Here is a 14,544-nt window from a genome sequence, read left to right as displayed (position 1 = left end):
AATTGGTGACAGCCACCAACTTAGAGCAAATGGAAGAATGATAAGCCAGATCAGTGGGGAGGCAAGGAACATCATGCCCACAGCGGCACAGGTAAGCAAAATGGCTCCACTCATGTGGCGGATGTATCCGGTTACTGCTTCCTTGGGGGCATCGGCAGTTTGTGCGGCGGTAACCCATTGAAGAAGGTGTTTACGGGTTATAAAAACACGTCCTAACGTTCTTACTATGGCATCTCCCATCATACAGGCCTGATCAGCCAGAAATGTAAAACTTAGCCCGATTGTGAGAGCAGCACGTTTGATATTGATGGCAAGAAGAGAAAAATAACTTAAAGCCGTTTCGCCTTTCCTGCGTCTGACTATATCAACCAAAAGAGGTAGGGTTGGCGGAATAGCTAAGGTAGAAAAAATATAAAAGCTCCAGATACAAGCACTGTGAAAATCAAGCATCCATCCTGCGAACAGGGCCGTAATCGCTGTTGGAGCAGATAAACTGCGGCGCAGATTGTCCAGCATTTTCCAGCGCGCAATGCCCGCAAGGGGCTGTGGTTTCCATCGAATGGTTGGGCAGAGCCCCATCCACGAAAAGATCCATGGCAGCAGTTGCCAGTCTCCACGCACCCAGCGATGCAGGCGTGCTGCAAAGACCAGATAATCAGTTGGGAACTCTTCTATAACTTCAATGTCAGTGACCAATCCGGAACGTGCAAAAACGCCTTCAAACAGATCGTGACTGAGTAATGTCCCTTCCGGTATTTTATTGGCTAGTGCAGATTCAAAAGTATCGATTTCATAAATGCCTTTTCCTGCGAATGAACCTTCTGAAAACATATCCTGATATAAATCGGATACTGCGGCAGTATAGGGTTCTATGCCATTGGGGCTGGAGAAGACTCTTTGCAGAAGAGTGCTTTTCCAAGCTTCTGGTAAGGACGGTGTAACGCGAGGCTGAAGAACGGCGTAGCCTTCGGTAACCCGACCGAGGGTGGGATCAAAATATGCATTATTAAGGGGGTGAGCAATTTTTTGCGACCAGCCGTCTCACGGTTTCATGAGGCAAACGGGTATCAGAATCAACAGTTACAACATAGCGTACATTGTGCGGTATTGTTTGCTCAGACAGATTTATAAAACTTGTGTCTGAAGCGTTTCTTAATAGTCGGTTGAGTTCATGTAATTTTCCCCGTTTACGTTCCCACCCAATCCATTTTTCTTCACTTTCGCTCCACTGGCGTTTGCGGTGGAGAAGAAGAAAGCGTTGCCCGGCTTCTTCCAAAGGGTAAGTCTGATTCAGGCGTGTAATTTCCTGTATGGCGACATTAAGAATGTCCCAGTCACCGGCGCGTGTTTCTGTCGGAGAGTCTGTCCAGTCGGTAAGAAGGGCAAAATAAATATCTCCATCCCGGCTGGCCAGATAGTGTTTTTCCAGGCGGTTTACCATTGCATGGATGGAAGAGCGCCGAGTTAGTAGCGTGGGGACAACAACAAGGGTCCGTAAATCCGTTGGCACTCCTCGCTTTAATTCTAGTGCTGGAAGTTCAGAGACTTTAATAGCCCACAATAAAAAATGGTTGAGGCATGTTACAATGACATCAGTTGTTGGAATAAATCCTAATATTATAAAAGTAACAGCATAAAGGGAGATAAAGCTCCAGCTCATGAGGTAAAGAGGGATCAGAATAAGCAGGAGGGATAGGGTTGCAACGGAGAGACTGTAGCCAGTTATGCCGCAACGGCGGCACGCGCTCTCGACCTTTAGCCCTATGGGGGCGTGATACTGGAGTTCGGCCTCAAAGTAGGGGCGACCTTCTGCCAAAAGGTAATAACCGGGGTCACTCTGGCGCGGGGCTACATGTTCAGCAAGGCTTGCTGAGGCCGCGAGGGAGACAGCTTTGTCTGCAACCTCGCATTCGGAGTAGGGGCATCCTCTGGCAATGGTTTCTATGGATTTGCTATACAAATTTCGTGTGGATAAATCCATTTCTGAAAAATTATTATATTTAAAAAGTATTTTGCTTACAGCGCTTGTCTTCTCAACAATGGTATTCCAATCCAGATTTCGGGTTAAACGCATACTGGTAATAATGTTGCGAATGGTTGCGTTGAGAGCACTTTGTTCTTGCAGCTCGTTGTGCACAAGATGCTCGATATCTGTTCCTTTTTCTTGCAGTAAACCGTCCAGCCATAAAAATGCAGGGTCCCTTTGCGGGTCCCGCCCTCGCAACTGGTGGGCAAATTGAACGAGAAATGTCGAACTTAATGTTTCTGTATCAATTTTGGAGAGGGTTTTCAGTATTCTGGTATTGTTAAAGTGGGCATCGGGCAGCAAAGTATTGGCAAGATGGTTTGCCTGTTCACGGTCCTTGAGGTTTTGACAAATTTTTACCGAAATGCGTCGCAGGTTTTCAATGAGAATAATCTGAAGCTGCGTAGGAAGCGCCCATATTTCTCTGATTAAAAGAGGGCTTCTTTCCTGATAAGCATTTAAAAACAAACATATTGTTTTTGGGTCAATATTACTGTCTGCCTGTGCGACCAAAGCCCAGGAAATTTCGAAAACGCGCGGCAGATGAGCAAATGGTCCATCTGAAATTTTTGGAAGATCATTATAATAAGAAGGAGGTAAGTCGAATTTTATGTTCTGTATCTGTGCATTCATAAAGTAGTAGTTATCAATAAACCACTCTGCCGCAGGCGTAATTTGGTCCCCATTTAATGATGCCTGAGAGAGAAGGATATTGGATTGCAGAAGTGTTTTTGCGTTATTATTTAATCTTTCGATCAAAAAATTATTTTTGTGGCTGAAAAGTGAATTTGCGTGAGCATGGGAGAGTTCCTGTGCGTGGAGCAAAATTTGGTCCACACCAAGAAAATCAGACCGAATGATTGCATCATCCTGCCACAATAAAATAGGAGCAGACTTTTTTTTGAAAAAAGCAGTCATGTGTGACGTCCTTCATGGATCTTGTTTTTTAGTAGATATTTCTTATGGAATTTAATAAGTAATAATATCGTTTTAAAATATTGAATTATAACGATTTTTATTTTTATATGTACTGTAATGGTTGTGGTAATGTCGGCTAATTAACTTAATTCTATATTAGGAAACGCTAGGGACGATTAAAAAGTTTCCATGGTCAAAAAGTCTATGCATGTATGTGTCCATTTATTATGCCCATTGGTATTCTGTCCGCCGTTATCATATTGATGTTGTGCTCATTTTTGTTGGAGTGTATGGCACCTGTCCATGTTTCTGACGGATTATACTTTTTGTAAGAAATAGAGAGCGAGATGAGCCGAGAGTTCCGTGTATCGTTCTCGCAGGCCTGATGCCTTCTTGGAGGAGCAAGAGTAATTTTTGCGCTTAACCCGGAGCTGTTCATTAGGGGATGTTGTCAGAAATGGACTGGATCATAATATTATGAAGCGTACAGCCGACCTGCCACATCATCCCCCGCCCGTCGTGGGGTTTGCAGATTGTTATACTGGTGGCTTTGTTGATGCGTTCCATGTGCATGATCGGGCACAGTTATCGTTGTTTTTGGCAGGCAGCGTGACGATCAACACTCAGGATGAGAGCTTTGTGCTCGGGCCGGGTCAGGGTATGTGGCTTCCGGCTAATACACTCCATCAGGCAACCTGTCGGACTGATCTGGCTTTTCAGGTTGTTTACGTTGACTCCAGTCTGATCGGACCGGACCTGCTGCCGAGCAAGATGTTTGAAGCATCTTCCCTCATCCGTGGGTTGGTGGATGAGATTATCGCGATGACCTTCCAGTTTACCATGGATGAACGCATGTCCGCTATTGCTCGGCTTTTGGTAGACGAAGTAAGGCGAGGGCGGCGCATAGCTGAAAGGCTGCTTTTTCCATCTGACCATCGGTTGCGGCGGGTTTGCGAAGCAATTATTGCGCAACCGGGAGATGGGCACGATATTGATTATTGGGCCCGCGAGGCTGGCATGGCACGCCGCACTTTTACCCGCCTTTTCCAGCAGGAAATGGGCATGGGTTTTGCGGCATGGCGTCGTCGGGTGCGGGTGGTTGAGGCCGCCTCACGGATTGCGGCCGGGCAATCAATTGCCAAAGTGGCGTTTGACCTCGGGTATGACAACGCAGGCAGTTTTAGCACAATGTTCCATCGCACATTCGGCGTGGCCCCCAGTTCACTCCGCTTCAGTTCAATACCGGCACCACTTCCGTAATTGGGCGTGGTGCAGAAGGTAAGCCAGTAGCGGCTTCTTTTTTGCTTCAAACCAAAGCAGGCCCCAGACGGGGTTAATGAAAACCGGTTGCAGATGTTCGGCAACCGGACTTTGGCGTTCAGGCAGAATTCTATCGTGTTTGGGCCAATGCTTGACGCTCTACTTGATACTCATTCCGAACATGGATAGGAGCGCAATTAAGTATCATTATTAACAAAAATGCCGATAGCTGCCACTCCGGAAGGAGAAGCCGGTCACAAAACGAGTTGGGTATGAAGCGCAGCAAAATTATTTATACGGTTTTTTTCTCGTTTATTCTGAGCGATGCAGCATTGGCCGCAGATCAGGAGAAAAAAGCAGATAATTCCGGCCAGTCGGAAACCGTAGCAGCGAGAAACGCTGCCGCCAAAGCATCCAAGGCGAGCGCCATACAGGATGAACTGGTTGAAGTGCGTGGTCGCCGCGCGTCTATCATGGCGTCCTCCGCGACCAAAACAAATACGCCACTCGTTGAGACAGCGCAGTCCGTCACGGTCATCAGCCGCGATGAGATGGATGCCCGTGGGGTTCTGACTCTCAATCAGGCCGTGCGTTATGCTGCCGGTGTAACGGCAGATACCCGCGGCGGGGAGGGCACGCGTTATGACCTGTTCGATCTGCGTGGGTTTACGGTGCCAACCTTTTTGGATGGGCTGAAAGTCCAGGATAGCCCAACAGGATTTGCCGTTGCCCAGACAGATACGTTCCGTCTGGATCGCGTTGAACTACTCAAAGGGCCGGCTTCGGCCCTTTATGGGCAGTCCAGTCCCGGTGGTCTGACGGCGCTGTCCAGCAAGTTACCAACTGACCAGAAGTTTTATGGCGATGTGGGAACAACCGGCGGGATGTTCGATCTTTACCGTGTTGATGCCGATGTTGGTGGTTTTGCAACGGATAATGGTCTTGTCCGTTACAGGCTCTATGGCACCGTTAACGGGCAGCATACGCAGCTTAGCAGAACGGGTAGCCGGCGCTTTAGCATCAGTCCGTCCTTTACGTTTGGTGGGGATGGGCCAACAACTCTGACCCTGTTGGGCAATTATCAGTATGACCCGGAGAGCGGCTCCTACGGCGGTGTTCCGCTGGTTGGGTCTCTCCGTCCCGGATCATTCGGCTATCTGCCACGCAATTTTTACGATGGGGATGTCCCGTCTGAAAAATTTAACCGCAAGCAAGGGGCCATAACCTACATTTTCAACCATCGTTTTAACAACGACTGGAGCTTTAGCACGCGCGGTCGCTATGATGATATTATGACTGATTATCGTAGTGTGTACAATTACGGTGATTATGACAGTAGCGACCTGACCAGCGGCAATATGCTAAGCCGGGGCGCATACGGTGCCAAGGAACATAACCATAATCTGGCTTTTGATAGTCAGTTCAAGGGGCGTGTCCGCACTGGGCAGCTGCACCACACGCTTATGGTCGGATTTGACTATATGCAGCAGAAATCCGTGGATAATGAATTTATAGGGGATGCACCAGATCTGGATGTTCTGCACCCTGATTATCACATGGCCATACCGGCTATGACACCGGCAGAAAACTATGTGACCAGCACGCAGCAGATTGGTGTTTATGCGCAGGATGAAATCCGCTGGCGTCGTTTTATTCTGACGGGCAGTCTCCGTAACGATTGGTACCATGCTCATCGGATCCAATATATTGATCCGACCAATGAGCGGCAGAACTCCAGCCAGATCACATGGCGTGCATCGGGGCTTTACCATTTCGATTTTGGGTTGGCGCCGTATATCAGCTACTCCACCTCTTTCCAGCCACAGGTGGGGAATGTGTATAATCCCGATGGTGTCACCACGCATCAGGCAAGCCCATCTATTGGTAAACAGCTTGAAGGCGGAGTGAAGTATCAACTGCCCGGCACGTCCTTATTGTTCACCGCAGCAGGTTTCCATATTGAGCAGAGTAATGTGCTTGTGTCTGTTGGTGCTATTGGGGACTACGTACAAAGCGGGTTGGTGCATTCCGATGGGTTTGAATTTGAGGCACATGCGGAGCCGTTCCATAATCTTATGCTGACTGCTGCCATCAGTGTGCAAAAGGTCAAGGATGACTCTACCGGAAAACCGTTGATTCAGTCGGGCAAAGGGAATGCTTCTCTGTTTGCATTTTACACAATGCCCTCTGGAAAGCTGAAAGGTTTTGGTTTTGGGGGCGGTATGCGGTACGCCGCCAAGACGTATGGTGGCGAGTTGCAGGATGGCAGCGTATGGCTCCCACAATACGCACTATTTGATGCGTCTATCTCTTATGACCTGTCAAATGTGTCTCATTCGCTACACGGATGGAAGGTTTCGGCCAATGTGCGTAACCTGTTTGACAAGAACTATATTGCCAACTGTTTTGCCGATGGTGCGGTCGGAGGTTACTGCTATTACGGCGAGCGCCGGAACGCGCAGGCCAGCATAGGATATAGCTGGTAAACGATGTAGGGAGAGAGGCAAGCTTATGGTTGCCTCTCTCCCCCGTGACCACGTTAGGAGGCAATGGCCAGCTGGAGCGTGTAGCGGGATTGATCGGCAGAGCGTGTTTGTTGAACCACGTGTATATCCGGGTCCTGTGGCACAAGGCAGTTTACGAGCCACGCTGTTTCTGCCCCCATGCCGCGATTATGGTACACTAACGTGTAGGTCCCAGCCTTGAGTTCGGCTGTTGCGTTAAGTTGAAGGTCTATAACCCCAGTCCCTTTTTGTATGGACTGGGGGGGCGGGAAGGTCATGCTGCTTGCTGACAAAGCAACAGCTTTGCCATTCATGGTCAAAGTCAAGGATTGCAGGAGGCGTGCACGATAAGCCTGCTGCTCGGCCATGGAAAACTGACCATCATTATTCTGGTCTATCTGGCGCATCACAGACGGTGCCACGTCCACGCCCGGCGTCAGGCGCAGTTGTAGTGAAATATGGTGCCGCGTGACGTTAATGGTCGTGGCCTGCAGGTATTCATCCAACCTATGAGCAGAAGCCGCTGTGGAAAAAAATAGGGCGGCGCAGGAGATGAGCAGGGCTGATCGGTTTCCGGTCATGGTTTTGTAAACTGGCTGCCGTAGCTGTTGGCTGGGTCCCTATATATTGTATGCACATGGAGTGTGGGGTCGCCCCCTACGCCCTGTGGTGAAAACTCGATAAATACATGAGGCCCCTGAATACGGTAGTAGGACGAACCGTTATGGTCGGGGAGGTGCGTTGTCGGACCGCTCCATGCAAACCATGTTTCATCCAGTGTTTGATGGATGTTCTGCAAATGTGGCGCGGCATATGCCGGATTGATGATGCCCGCCCATTCTTCTATTATGCTTATGAGTAATGTCTTTTGGTCTGTTGTCAGGGCAGATCCTTTAATACCTTCTGGTATTATGGTTTCCCCATCATGCCCCGGTCCCTGCACAAGGTCTGAGACCTGATAAGGCAGGATGGCCTGTTTTCGCTGGGTGGGGGTAAGGGCGTTCAGTAGAGCAAAAGCTTTGTCGTTTTCCCCGGCTAGCACACGTACGGTTTTGCCATCCCGTTTATAGAGGGCAGGCTGAGCCCCGGTCAGGGTTGGGGTCATGGAACCATGAGGGCCGTCAATTACAATGTTTAGGCCCAGATGGTGGCCGCCGAACTGTAACATCCACGGTGCGCTCTCAGACGGTTCGCCAAATATAGCAATGGTATAAACCGCCTTGCCGGATGCAAAAGGCGTTCCTTCATCCGCCAGCGTCTGATCTGCCCCCATAATGTCCTGCACTTTCTGGTAGCCTTTGGCGCTGAGCAGTGTTTGCAGCAGGTGGAATGCAGCAGTTTTCTGGTTGGCAGTCAGTTTTCCAATTTGCATACCCGGACGGGGGACATCGCTTACGGGATAATTGGACCAGATGGCTGTGCCATATTGCTCGCCAATAAAACCGCCCGGCGGCCCCATACCCGGACCCTGCCGGGCTGGAGTGGCATTTTGTGTATCCGTAGCAGGGAGAGAGGGCTGGTCTGGTGCGCTCCGGCGGAAGCGGGCCAATGTTGCGGATTTTTGCGTGGTAAACGGGAACTGTACCTGCGCGCGGGTTTTAGCATCGAATGTGGCCAGAAATGCCCGACCCGCTGCCGCCGCCTGCGATGTGGTTTTTGCAGTCGCACTTTGCAGCTCTGGTTCGGGTGGTGCGCTTGGGGTGGCCTGTTCGGCAAAGGCTGGCATGGTGGTGAGCAGGATGCTGCTCAGTAGCAGAGATGTCTTACGCATTTGCACTGATCTCGTAATATTGGATGCTATATGCTGTGTGTTGTAAAATGTGGCTTGGAAAAGGATTATGTTTTGGCCTGCTCAAGCAGCCAGTCCCTTGCTGCCTGAATATGGAAAAACTTGCGGGCTGATCCCATATGATCCACACCTTGGAACGTTAGGAAGGTGATGTTCCCGTTCTGAGCCAGATAATGTTTTATCTGGTTGGTCAACTTTTCCTGTCGGTCAATTGGAAAAATTAGCGCCGGGTCCAGATACTCTTTGGGGCGAACAACTTTGCCCCCGACCTGCTCCCATAGAGGGACGCATTTTTCATTCCACGGGGTAGCCTTGTCGTCTTCCGAACCGGTTATGATAAGAATTTTCTGGTGGGCTAGGGGCAGCATATCAGCAGGTCTTTGTTGGCCTGCAATAATCAGTCCGGCGGCAAATGTTTCGGGGTGTCTGGCCATCAGCCACAGCGAGGTCATCGCTCCCATGGACCAGCCGGTGCAATACACCCTTTTAGGGTCGATTTTCAGAATTTTGTCACGCCGGTCATCACGGTTGGGGTTGCCATAGTTCCATGTGTTGGTGAGCAGGGATTGCACCAGCTTGTAGGTGTTCTCCACATCAAACGTATGTTCCCAGTAATCGTTCATGGTTGTGCGTTCATAACGGGGTGTGATGACCACACATTCATGGCGCGCCTGTTCTTCCGGCAGGCTCCATATGCTGGCAATGCATTGTTCGGTCAGGGTCTGCGCGCATGTGCCATCAGGGCTGGTGCCTGAATGGGTTACGGCCAGAACCAGAGGGTAGGATTTGTTCTCTCCCCCTTTTTCCAAAAAGGATTTTGGCAGGTAAATGCTGTATTCAAGCCATGCCGAGCGGCTGTCATCCCACCACCAGTGGCTTTGCTCCCAATCATCAACACCGCGAATAACAACGTTGTTCCCGTGGCGGCCTGTGTTGTCCCATACCGTGGGGCTTGCGGCATAGGTCGCACCAGCAACGGTGCGGAGGCTCCGGTTCTGAACCAGTGTGACTTTATCACTATCTGTGGTGGGGAGGCTTAGGTCCGCGTCATGGTTAAATTCGGCAATAACGTATCGTCCCGGCACATTCTTCCGGTCAGGCCGTAGAGAGGGGGCGTCGGCGGTGTAGAGCGCTGTAATTGCGCGGCGTTGCGGTGTTGCTGTTGTCCGGTTTTTGTCCGGCTCTTGCGGCATACCCGCAATAAAGCCTTTAGCCGCGGGAAAAACAGAGGCGATGTAAGTATCCGGCCGTAGGCTGCCGGGGTCGATATTCACATCATATTCTACAGCAATGCCGTAAACTTTTTCTCCCCCGCCCGTTACTTCGCAGAGCGCACAGATGTTTTGAATGCCGGGTGCTTTTTTGGATGGAGGGCCCGCATGAGCAGGGTCGCTATCGTTGGACGCAGCCATAAAGCCGCCAGCACCTGCAGCGTGGGCCATGTGCCGCGCACCGGTTGCTACGGAAGATAGAGAACCGGCTAGGACTGCGCCCGCCGTAACAAAGTTTCGTCTCGATACTGCGGCCATGGGGTCTTTCCCTTCTGCTCTGTTCAACAGGAAAACCGTTTGGTCTTATCTGTTCAACACTCTGTTTCTGCACCATCCGAGCGATGTTTTAAAGGAGGATTGTGGCGCATAAAAAGCAGGCAGGAGGGATTAGAAGATGTTTGTCGCGGCCTCATGCTCCATGGTGCATGTTTTGGTATTGGGGGGTGTGGAGCGGGTGCGTAAACTGCCAAGTTCTGCCCGAACTGTTGCCATTTTTGCAACAAACCACGGCTGGTCCTGTAATGCAGCAAACATGGCACCACCATTCACGTAGCCAGCCTGCACGTCGCTTTTCCAATGTACGCCGCAAACAATCCGGCTTTCGCCAAAAATGCGGCCTCGCTGCATAATCTGGGTAGAACGATCGGGCAGAGCACTGGCCAGAATGGACGCAACCAGCCAGCCCCATGTTGTGTGGCCGGATGGATAGGCAAAGCTGGTTGTCAATCTGGTGCGGGCTTCTGGGGTGCAAATGGCGGCATCATTACCAATAAATGGGCGTGGCCGCCGCCAGAAGTCCTTTTCCTCGGTGACACGTTGCTCCAGTGGGGCCGCCAGTGTGTTGAGTAAGCTGAGAAGGGACGGCAGTTTTTCTGGGTTAAGCGTAAATCCAGCAGCGCATGAGAAGTCATCAATAACGTGTTGCGGTTTCAGGTCGGCATCATTCTGTGCAAGTTGCCACCTGCTGTTACCCTTCAGAGCGCGGGTGCTTTCATACGCCTGCACGTCTGCCTGTTGAGCATATGAGCCAGCGGCTGGGGGAAGGGGAAGGATGTCCCGACCATCCGGCAGCAGAACAGGGGCCGTCAGCCCTGCTTGCGGCCACCCGATCAGGCTCAGGCAGACCGCAGCACACAGAACGGAAGCACGATGCTGCATGGTGTGGTCCTTCCTTGGGTATGAACACAGGGTAGAGTCCAATACGCCAGATACCTTATAGTCAAGTGTGACGATTTGATGATGAATGGAGGCGTTGCGCGTCTGTTAGCACGAGTGGCGTGCAGGGCTGGGGCCAAAACCGTGGGGTTGGATTTTGCGCACGGGTTGTTAAGTGTCGTAAATACGGTGGGTGGAAAAACCGTTCCCCATGCCGCTGTCAATAAGGATTGCCCGGATGAAAGTCGCTCTAGGACAGTTTGCCGTTGCTTCGGAATGGCAGGTCAATCTTGACCAATGTCTTTCATTTATTCACCGGGCCGTGGCCGAGGGCGCCAAACTTCTGATTTTGCCAGAAAGCATTATTGCCGCGGACATGCATGACGCCGGAATTACCGTGCGTACGGCACAGCCGCTGGATGGACCATTTGTAAGCGGACTGGTGAACGCGCTGGCGGGAACTGATCTAACCCTGATCTGCTGCATCGCCACCCCGGCCCACCCGGCGTTGACCCATAACTGCCAGATTGTGCTGGATGCTACCGGGTTGGTCGCCTGCTACCGCAAACTCCACCTTTATGACGCCTTCAGCATGAAGGAATCGAATGACTATGTTCCCGGTGCCGAACTGCCTCCCATTGTGCAGGTCGGGGACATAAAGGTGGGTTTGATGACCTGCTACGATGTGCGGTTCCCCGAAGTTGCACGCTCTCTTGCTGTAAGAGGGGCCGATATGCTGACCGTGCCAGCCGCGTGGGTCCGTGGGCCGGGTAAGGAATGGCATTGGGAGGTTATGGTAACGGCCCGTGCGTTGGAAAATACCTGCTATGTGGCTGCTGTGGGGGAGTGCGGTCCACGCAACATAGGGGCTAGCATGTTGGTTGACCCCCTAGGGGTTGCCGTCGTGCGTGCAGGCTGCCACCCCGATCTGCTTTTTGCTAATGTGGACAAGGAGCGTATTCGCACAACGCGTGCCGCCCTGCCTGTGCTTGCTAATCGCAGGTTCAAGGATCCGGAACTGAATAGCTGATGGGGAAGGAACAGAACCACAAGGACGGTGTGACTAAGGCAGAAAACTCGGACTGGAGCCGGGATGATGGGTTTGTCCATGTGCGTGGCGCGCGGGAACATAACCTGAAAAATGTTAACGTAGACATTCCGCGTGACAGTCTGGTTGTTTTTACGGGGCTTTCCGGCTCCGGTAAGTCTTCGTTGGCATTTGGCACGCTTTATGCGGAAGCTCAGCGCCGTTATCTAGAGTCCGTTTCGCCCTATGCCCGCCGTCTGTTCCAGCAGATGCCGGTGCCGGATGTGGACGTGGTGGACGGTTTGCCGCCTGCTATCGCCCTTCAACAACAGCGGGGTGGCAGCTCGGGACGCTCATCTGTTGGTAGCATCACCACATTGTCCAACCTGCTGCGTATGCTTTACGCGCGGGCAGGCACATACCCGCAGGGGCTGGCACGGCTGGAGGCGGAATCTTTTTCACCCAATACTCCCATGGGGGCGTGTCAACAGTGCCACGGGTTGGGGCGGATTCATGATGTAACGGAAGCCAGCATGGTGCCGGACCCCACGCGCAGTATCCGCGAGCGTGCCGTGGCATCTTGGCCCACGGCATGGCAGGGGCAAAACCTGCGCGATATTCTTGTGACCAAAGGGGTGAATGTTGATATCCCGTGGCGTGACCTGCCAGAAAAAACACGCAACTGGATATTGTTTACAGAGGAAACCCCGACATATCCGGTTTATCCCGGCTTAACGCATGAGCAGATAAAGCAGGCCGTGGCGGAGGGGGTAGAACCCGCTTATCAGGGCACATTTACAGGGGCCCGGCGTTATATTCTGCAAACATACGCTCATTCACAAAGTGCCATGATGCGCCGTCGGGTCGAGGCGTTTATGACAACAGCGGAATGCCCGTCCTGCCACGGGCAACGGCTGAATGCAGATGCCCTGCGTGTGACATTTGGCGGCTATTCCATTGCCGCCATGACGGCATTGCCGCTGGAAATAATTGCCGCAACATTACGCCGCTCAGTAGATGCTGGACGCAACGTGAACGCAACGTCCATTGCAGCCTCCCGCATTGTGGAGGATATGGCCGCCCGGATTGGTGTGCTGGAAGACCTTGGGCTTGGCTATCTCCAGATGGACCGCGGTGTGCAGACGTTATCTCCGGGGGAATACCAGCGTTTGCGCCTTGGAACACAAATCCATTCCAACCTGTTTGGTGTGGTCTATGTGCTGGATGAGCCGTCCGCAGGCCTGCACCCGGCAGATACTCAGGCTCTGCTAACCGCATTACAGCGCCTGCGTAACGCAGGGAACTCGCTTTTTCTTGTCGAGCATAATCTGGATATCGTGCGGCAGGCCCAGTGGGCGGTGGATGTTGGTCCGCAAGCCGGGACGCGAGGGGGCGAAGTGCTGTATTCTGGCCCTCTTGAAGGGCTGAAGGGCATCGCGGCCTCCCACACGCGGGAATACCTGTTTGCCGCTTCGAACATTGTTCATCATGCCCCTCGAAAGCCATCCGCATGGCTGAATCTTGAAAACATAAACTGGAACAATCTGCACAATCTTGCGGTTTCTTTTCCGCTTGGGGTTCTGACCTCTGTGACCGGGGTGTCGGGGTCTGGAAAATCTTCCCTCGTCAGTCAGGTGCTGACAACTGTGCTGGCAAAAGCGTTGGGGCAAGCCCCCGCTGTTGCGGAGGATGAAGGCAACGACCTTCTGCCGAGCTTAGGAGAGGGAGAGCCAGAAGGAGATATTACAGCGGGCGTGGAGCACATTAACCGTCTGGTGGTGATTGATCAGAAACCCATCGGCCGTACGCCACGCTCCAACCTTGCAACCTATACTGGTTTGTTTGACACGATCCGCAAACTATATGCCCGAACGGAGTTGGCGCAGGAGCGTGGGTATGATGCCGGATATTTCTCATTCAACCTCGCCAAGGGGCGTTGTCCCACCTGCGAGGGAGCCGGGGCCACTATGGTGGAACTGCTGTTTCTGCCCAGTGTCTATGCGCCGTGCCCGACATGCCACGGTGCGCGTTACAAGCCAGAAATTCTGGACGTAACGTATCGGGGTCGGTCCATAGCCGAACTTCTGGCCATGACGGTGGATGATGCCTGCCTCTTTTTTGCGGAGGAAGCAGGCCCCGCACAACTCCTGAGCATCCTACAGCGGAGTGGGCTTGGCCATCTGACGCTGGGGCAACCAGCAACGGAACTCTCCGGGGGCGAGGCCCAGCGCATCAAACTGGCGACGGAACTGCAAAAGCAGCGGCGTGGCCATACGCTTTATGTGCTGGACGAGCCCACAACCGGGCTGCACCCATATGATGCCGACAGGCTGATGGAACACCTGCACGAACTGGTGCAAGGCGGGAATACGGTCATTGTTGCAGAGCATGATATGCGGCTGGTTGCCCGAACCGACTGGGTTATCGACCTGGGCCCCGGCGCGGGAGGTAAAGGGGGGCGTATTGTGGCGCAGGGTGTGCCGCAGGATGTGGCCCATGCACAAGGCAGTGTTACGGCACCGTTTCTGGCCCGATATACAGGTTAGGAAAGGGATGCAGGGCTGTTAGAAAATTTGTAAAATACTGGAATATAA

General features: G+C 52.2%; 9 protein-coding genes. 4 read left to right on the top strand and 5 right to left on the bottom strand.

Annotated features, from left to right (window positions below):
• Positions 1-1,006: 1,006 nt before the first annotated feature.
• A complete protein-coding gene (locus AGA_RS14145; protein WP_231945773.1) occupies positions 1,007-2,944 on the bottom strand; it encodes a hypothetical protein in 1,938 nt (645 codons plus the stop codon).
• Between the two features lie 477 nt (positions 2,945-3,421).
• Between AGA_RS14145 and AGA_RS09220 the strand changes: the two genes are divergently transcribed.
• Complete coding sequence (locus tag AGA_RS09220) at positions 3,422-4,204, top strand: AraC family transcriptional regulator (protein WP_059023973.1); 783 nt, start codon at positions 3,422-3,424, stop codon at positions 4,202-4,204.
• Between the two features lie 272 nt (positions 4,205-4,476).
• Entirely contained in the window at positions 4,477-6,690 is a 2,214-nt protein-coding gene (locus AGA_RS09215) for a TonB-dependent siderophore receptor (RefSeq protein ID WP_059023971.1), read from the top strand.
• Positions 6,691-6,743: 53 nt separating this feature from the next.
• Here AGA_RS09215 and AGA_RS09210 read toward each other — a convergent pair whose 3' ends face one another.
• The 4 genes from AGA_RS09210 to AGA_RS09195 form a co-directional block, all read right to left on the bottom strand.
• Complete coding sequence (locus tag AGA_RS09210) at positions 6,744-7,289, bottom strand: hypothetical protein (protein ID WP_059023970.1); 546 nt, start codon at positions 7,287-7,289, stop codon at positions 6,744-6,746.
• A complete protein-coding gene (locus AGA_RS09205; RefSeq protein WP_059023968.1) occupies positions 7,286-8,479 on the bottom strand; it encodes a DUF3500 domain-containing protein in 1,194 nt (397 codons plus the stop codon). Before AGA_RS09205 ends, AGA_RS09210 begins: the two co-directional genes overlap by 4 nt.
• A gap of 65 nt (positions 8,480-8,544) precedes the next feature.
• Positions 8,545-10,026, bottom strand: coding sequence for a prolyl oligopeptidase family serine peptidase (locus AGA_RS09200; protein ID WP_059023966.1), 1,482 nt, complete (start codon positions 10,024-10,026; stop codon positions 8,545-8,547).
• 129 nt (positions 10,027-10,155) lie between these two features.
• On the bottom strand, positions 10,156-10,926 hold the full coding sequence (locus AGA_RS09195; RefSeq protein ID WP_059023964.1) for an acid phosphatase: 771 nt from the start codon (positions 10,924-10,926) through the stop codon (positions 10,156-10,158).
• Positions 10,927-11,134: 208 nt separating this feature from the next.
• Here AGA_RS09195 and AGA_RS09190 point away from each other — a divergent pair, with 208 nt between their 5' ends.
• Together AGA_RS09190 and AGA_RS09185 are read left to right on the top strand one after the other, a co-directional pair.
• Entirely contained in the window at positions 11,135-11,953 is an 819-nt protein-coding gene (locus AGA_RS09190; protein WP_231945772.1) for a deaminated glutathione amidase, read from the top strand.
• The gene (locus AGA_RS09185) at positions 11,953-14,496 is read left to right on the top strand and encodes an excinuclease ABC subunit UvrA (protein WP_059023960.1); all 2,544 of its coding nucleotides are present in this window, start codon (positions 11,953-11,955) and stop codon (positions 14,494-14,496) included. The genes AGA_RS09190 and AGA_RS09185 overlap by 1 nt, the downstream gene beginning before the upstream one ends.
• The last annotated feature ends 48 nt before the right edge of the window (positions 14,497-14,544 follow it).

The organism is Acetobacter ghanensis (assembly GCF_001499675.1).
Classification (GTDB): domain Bacteria; phylum Pseudomonadota; class Alphaproteobacteria; order Acetobacterales; family Acetobacteraceae; genus Acetobacter; species Acetobacter ghanensis.
This window is presented reverse-complemented; position numbering and strand designations above follow the sequence as displayed.

Bases quoted from the DNA above. Each gene is read 5' to 3' on its own strand.
- AGA_RS09215 (WP_059023971.1), top strand. From the start codon at position 4,477: ATGAAGCGCAGCAAAATTATTTATACGGTTTTTTTCTCGTTTATTCTG.
- AGA_RS09190 (WP_231945772.1), top strand. From the start codon at position 11,135: ATGCCGCTGTCAATAAGGATTGCCCGGATGAAAGTCGCTCTAGGACAG.
- AGA_RS09210 (WP_059023970.1), bottom strand. From the start codon at position 7,289: ATGACCGGAAACCGATCAGCCCTGCTCATCTCCTGCGCCGCCCTATTT.
- AGA_RS09205 (WP_059023968.1), bottom strand. From the start codon at position 8,479: ATGCGTAAGACATCTCTGCTACTGAGCAGCATCCTGCTCACCACCATG.
- AGA_RS09200 (WP_059023966.1), bottom strand. From the start codon at position 10,026: ATGGCCGCAGTATCGAGACGAAACTTTGTTACGGCGGGCGCAGTCCTA.
- AGA_RS14145 (WP_231945773.1), bottom strand. From the start codon at position 2,944: ATGACTGCTTTTTTCAAAAAAAAGTCTGCTCCTATTTTATTGTGGCAG.
- AGA_RS09195 (WP_059023964.1), bottom strand. From the start codon at position 10,926: ATGCAGCATCGTGCTTCCGTTCTGTGTGCTGCGGTCTGCCTGAGCCTG.
- AGA_RS09220 (WP_059023973.1), top strand. From the start codon at position 3,422: ATGAAGCGTACAGCCGACCTGCCACATCATCCCCCGCCCGTCGTGGGG.
- AGA_RS09185 (WP_059023960.1), top strand. From the start codon at position 11,953: ATGGGGAAGGAACAGAACCACAAGGACGGTGTGACTAAGGCAGAAAAC.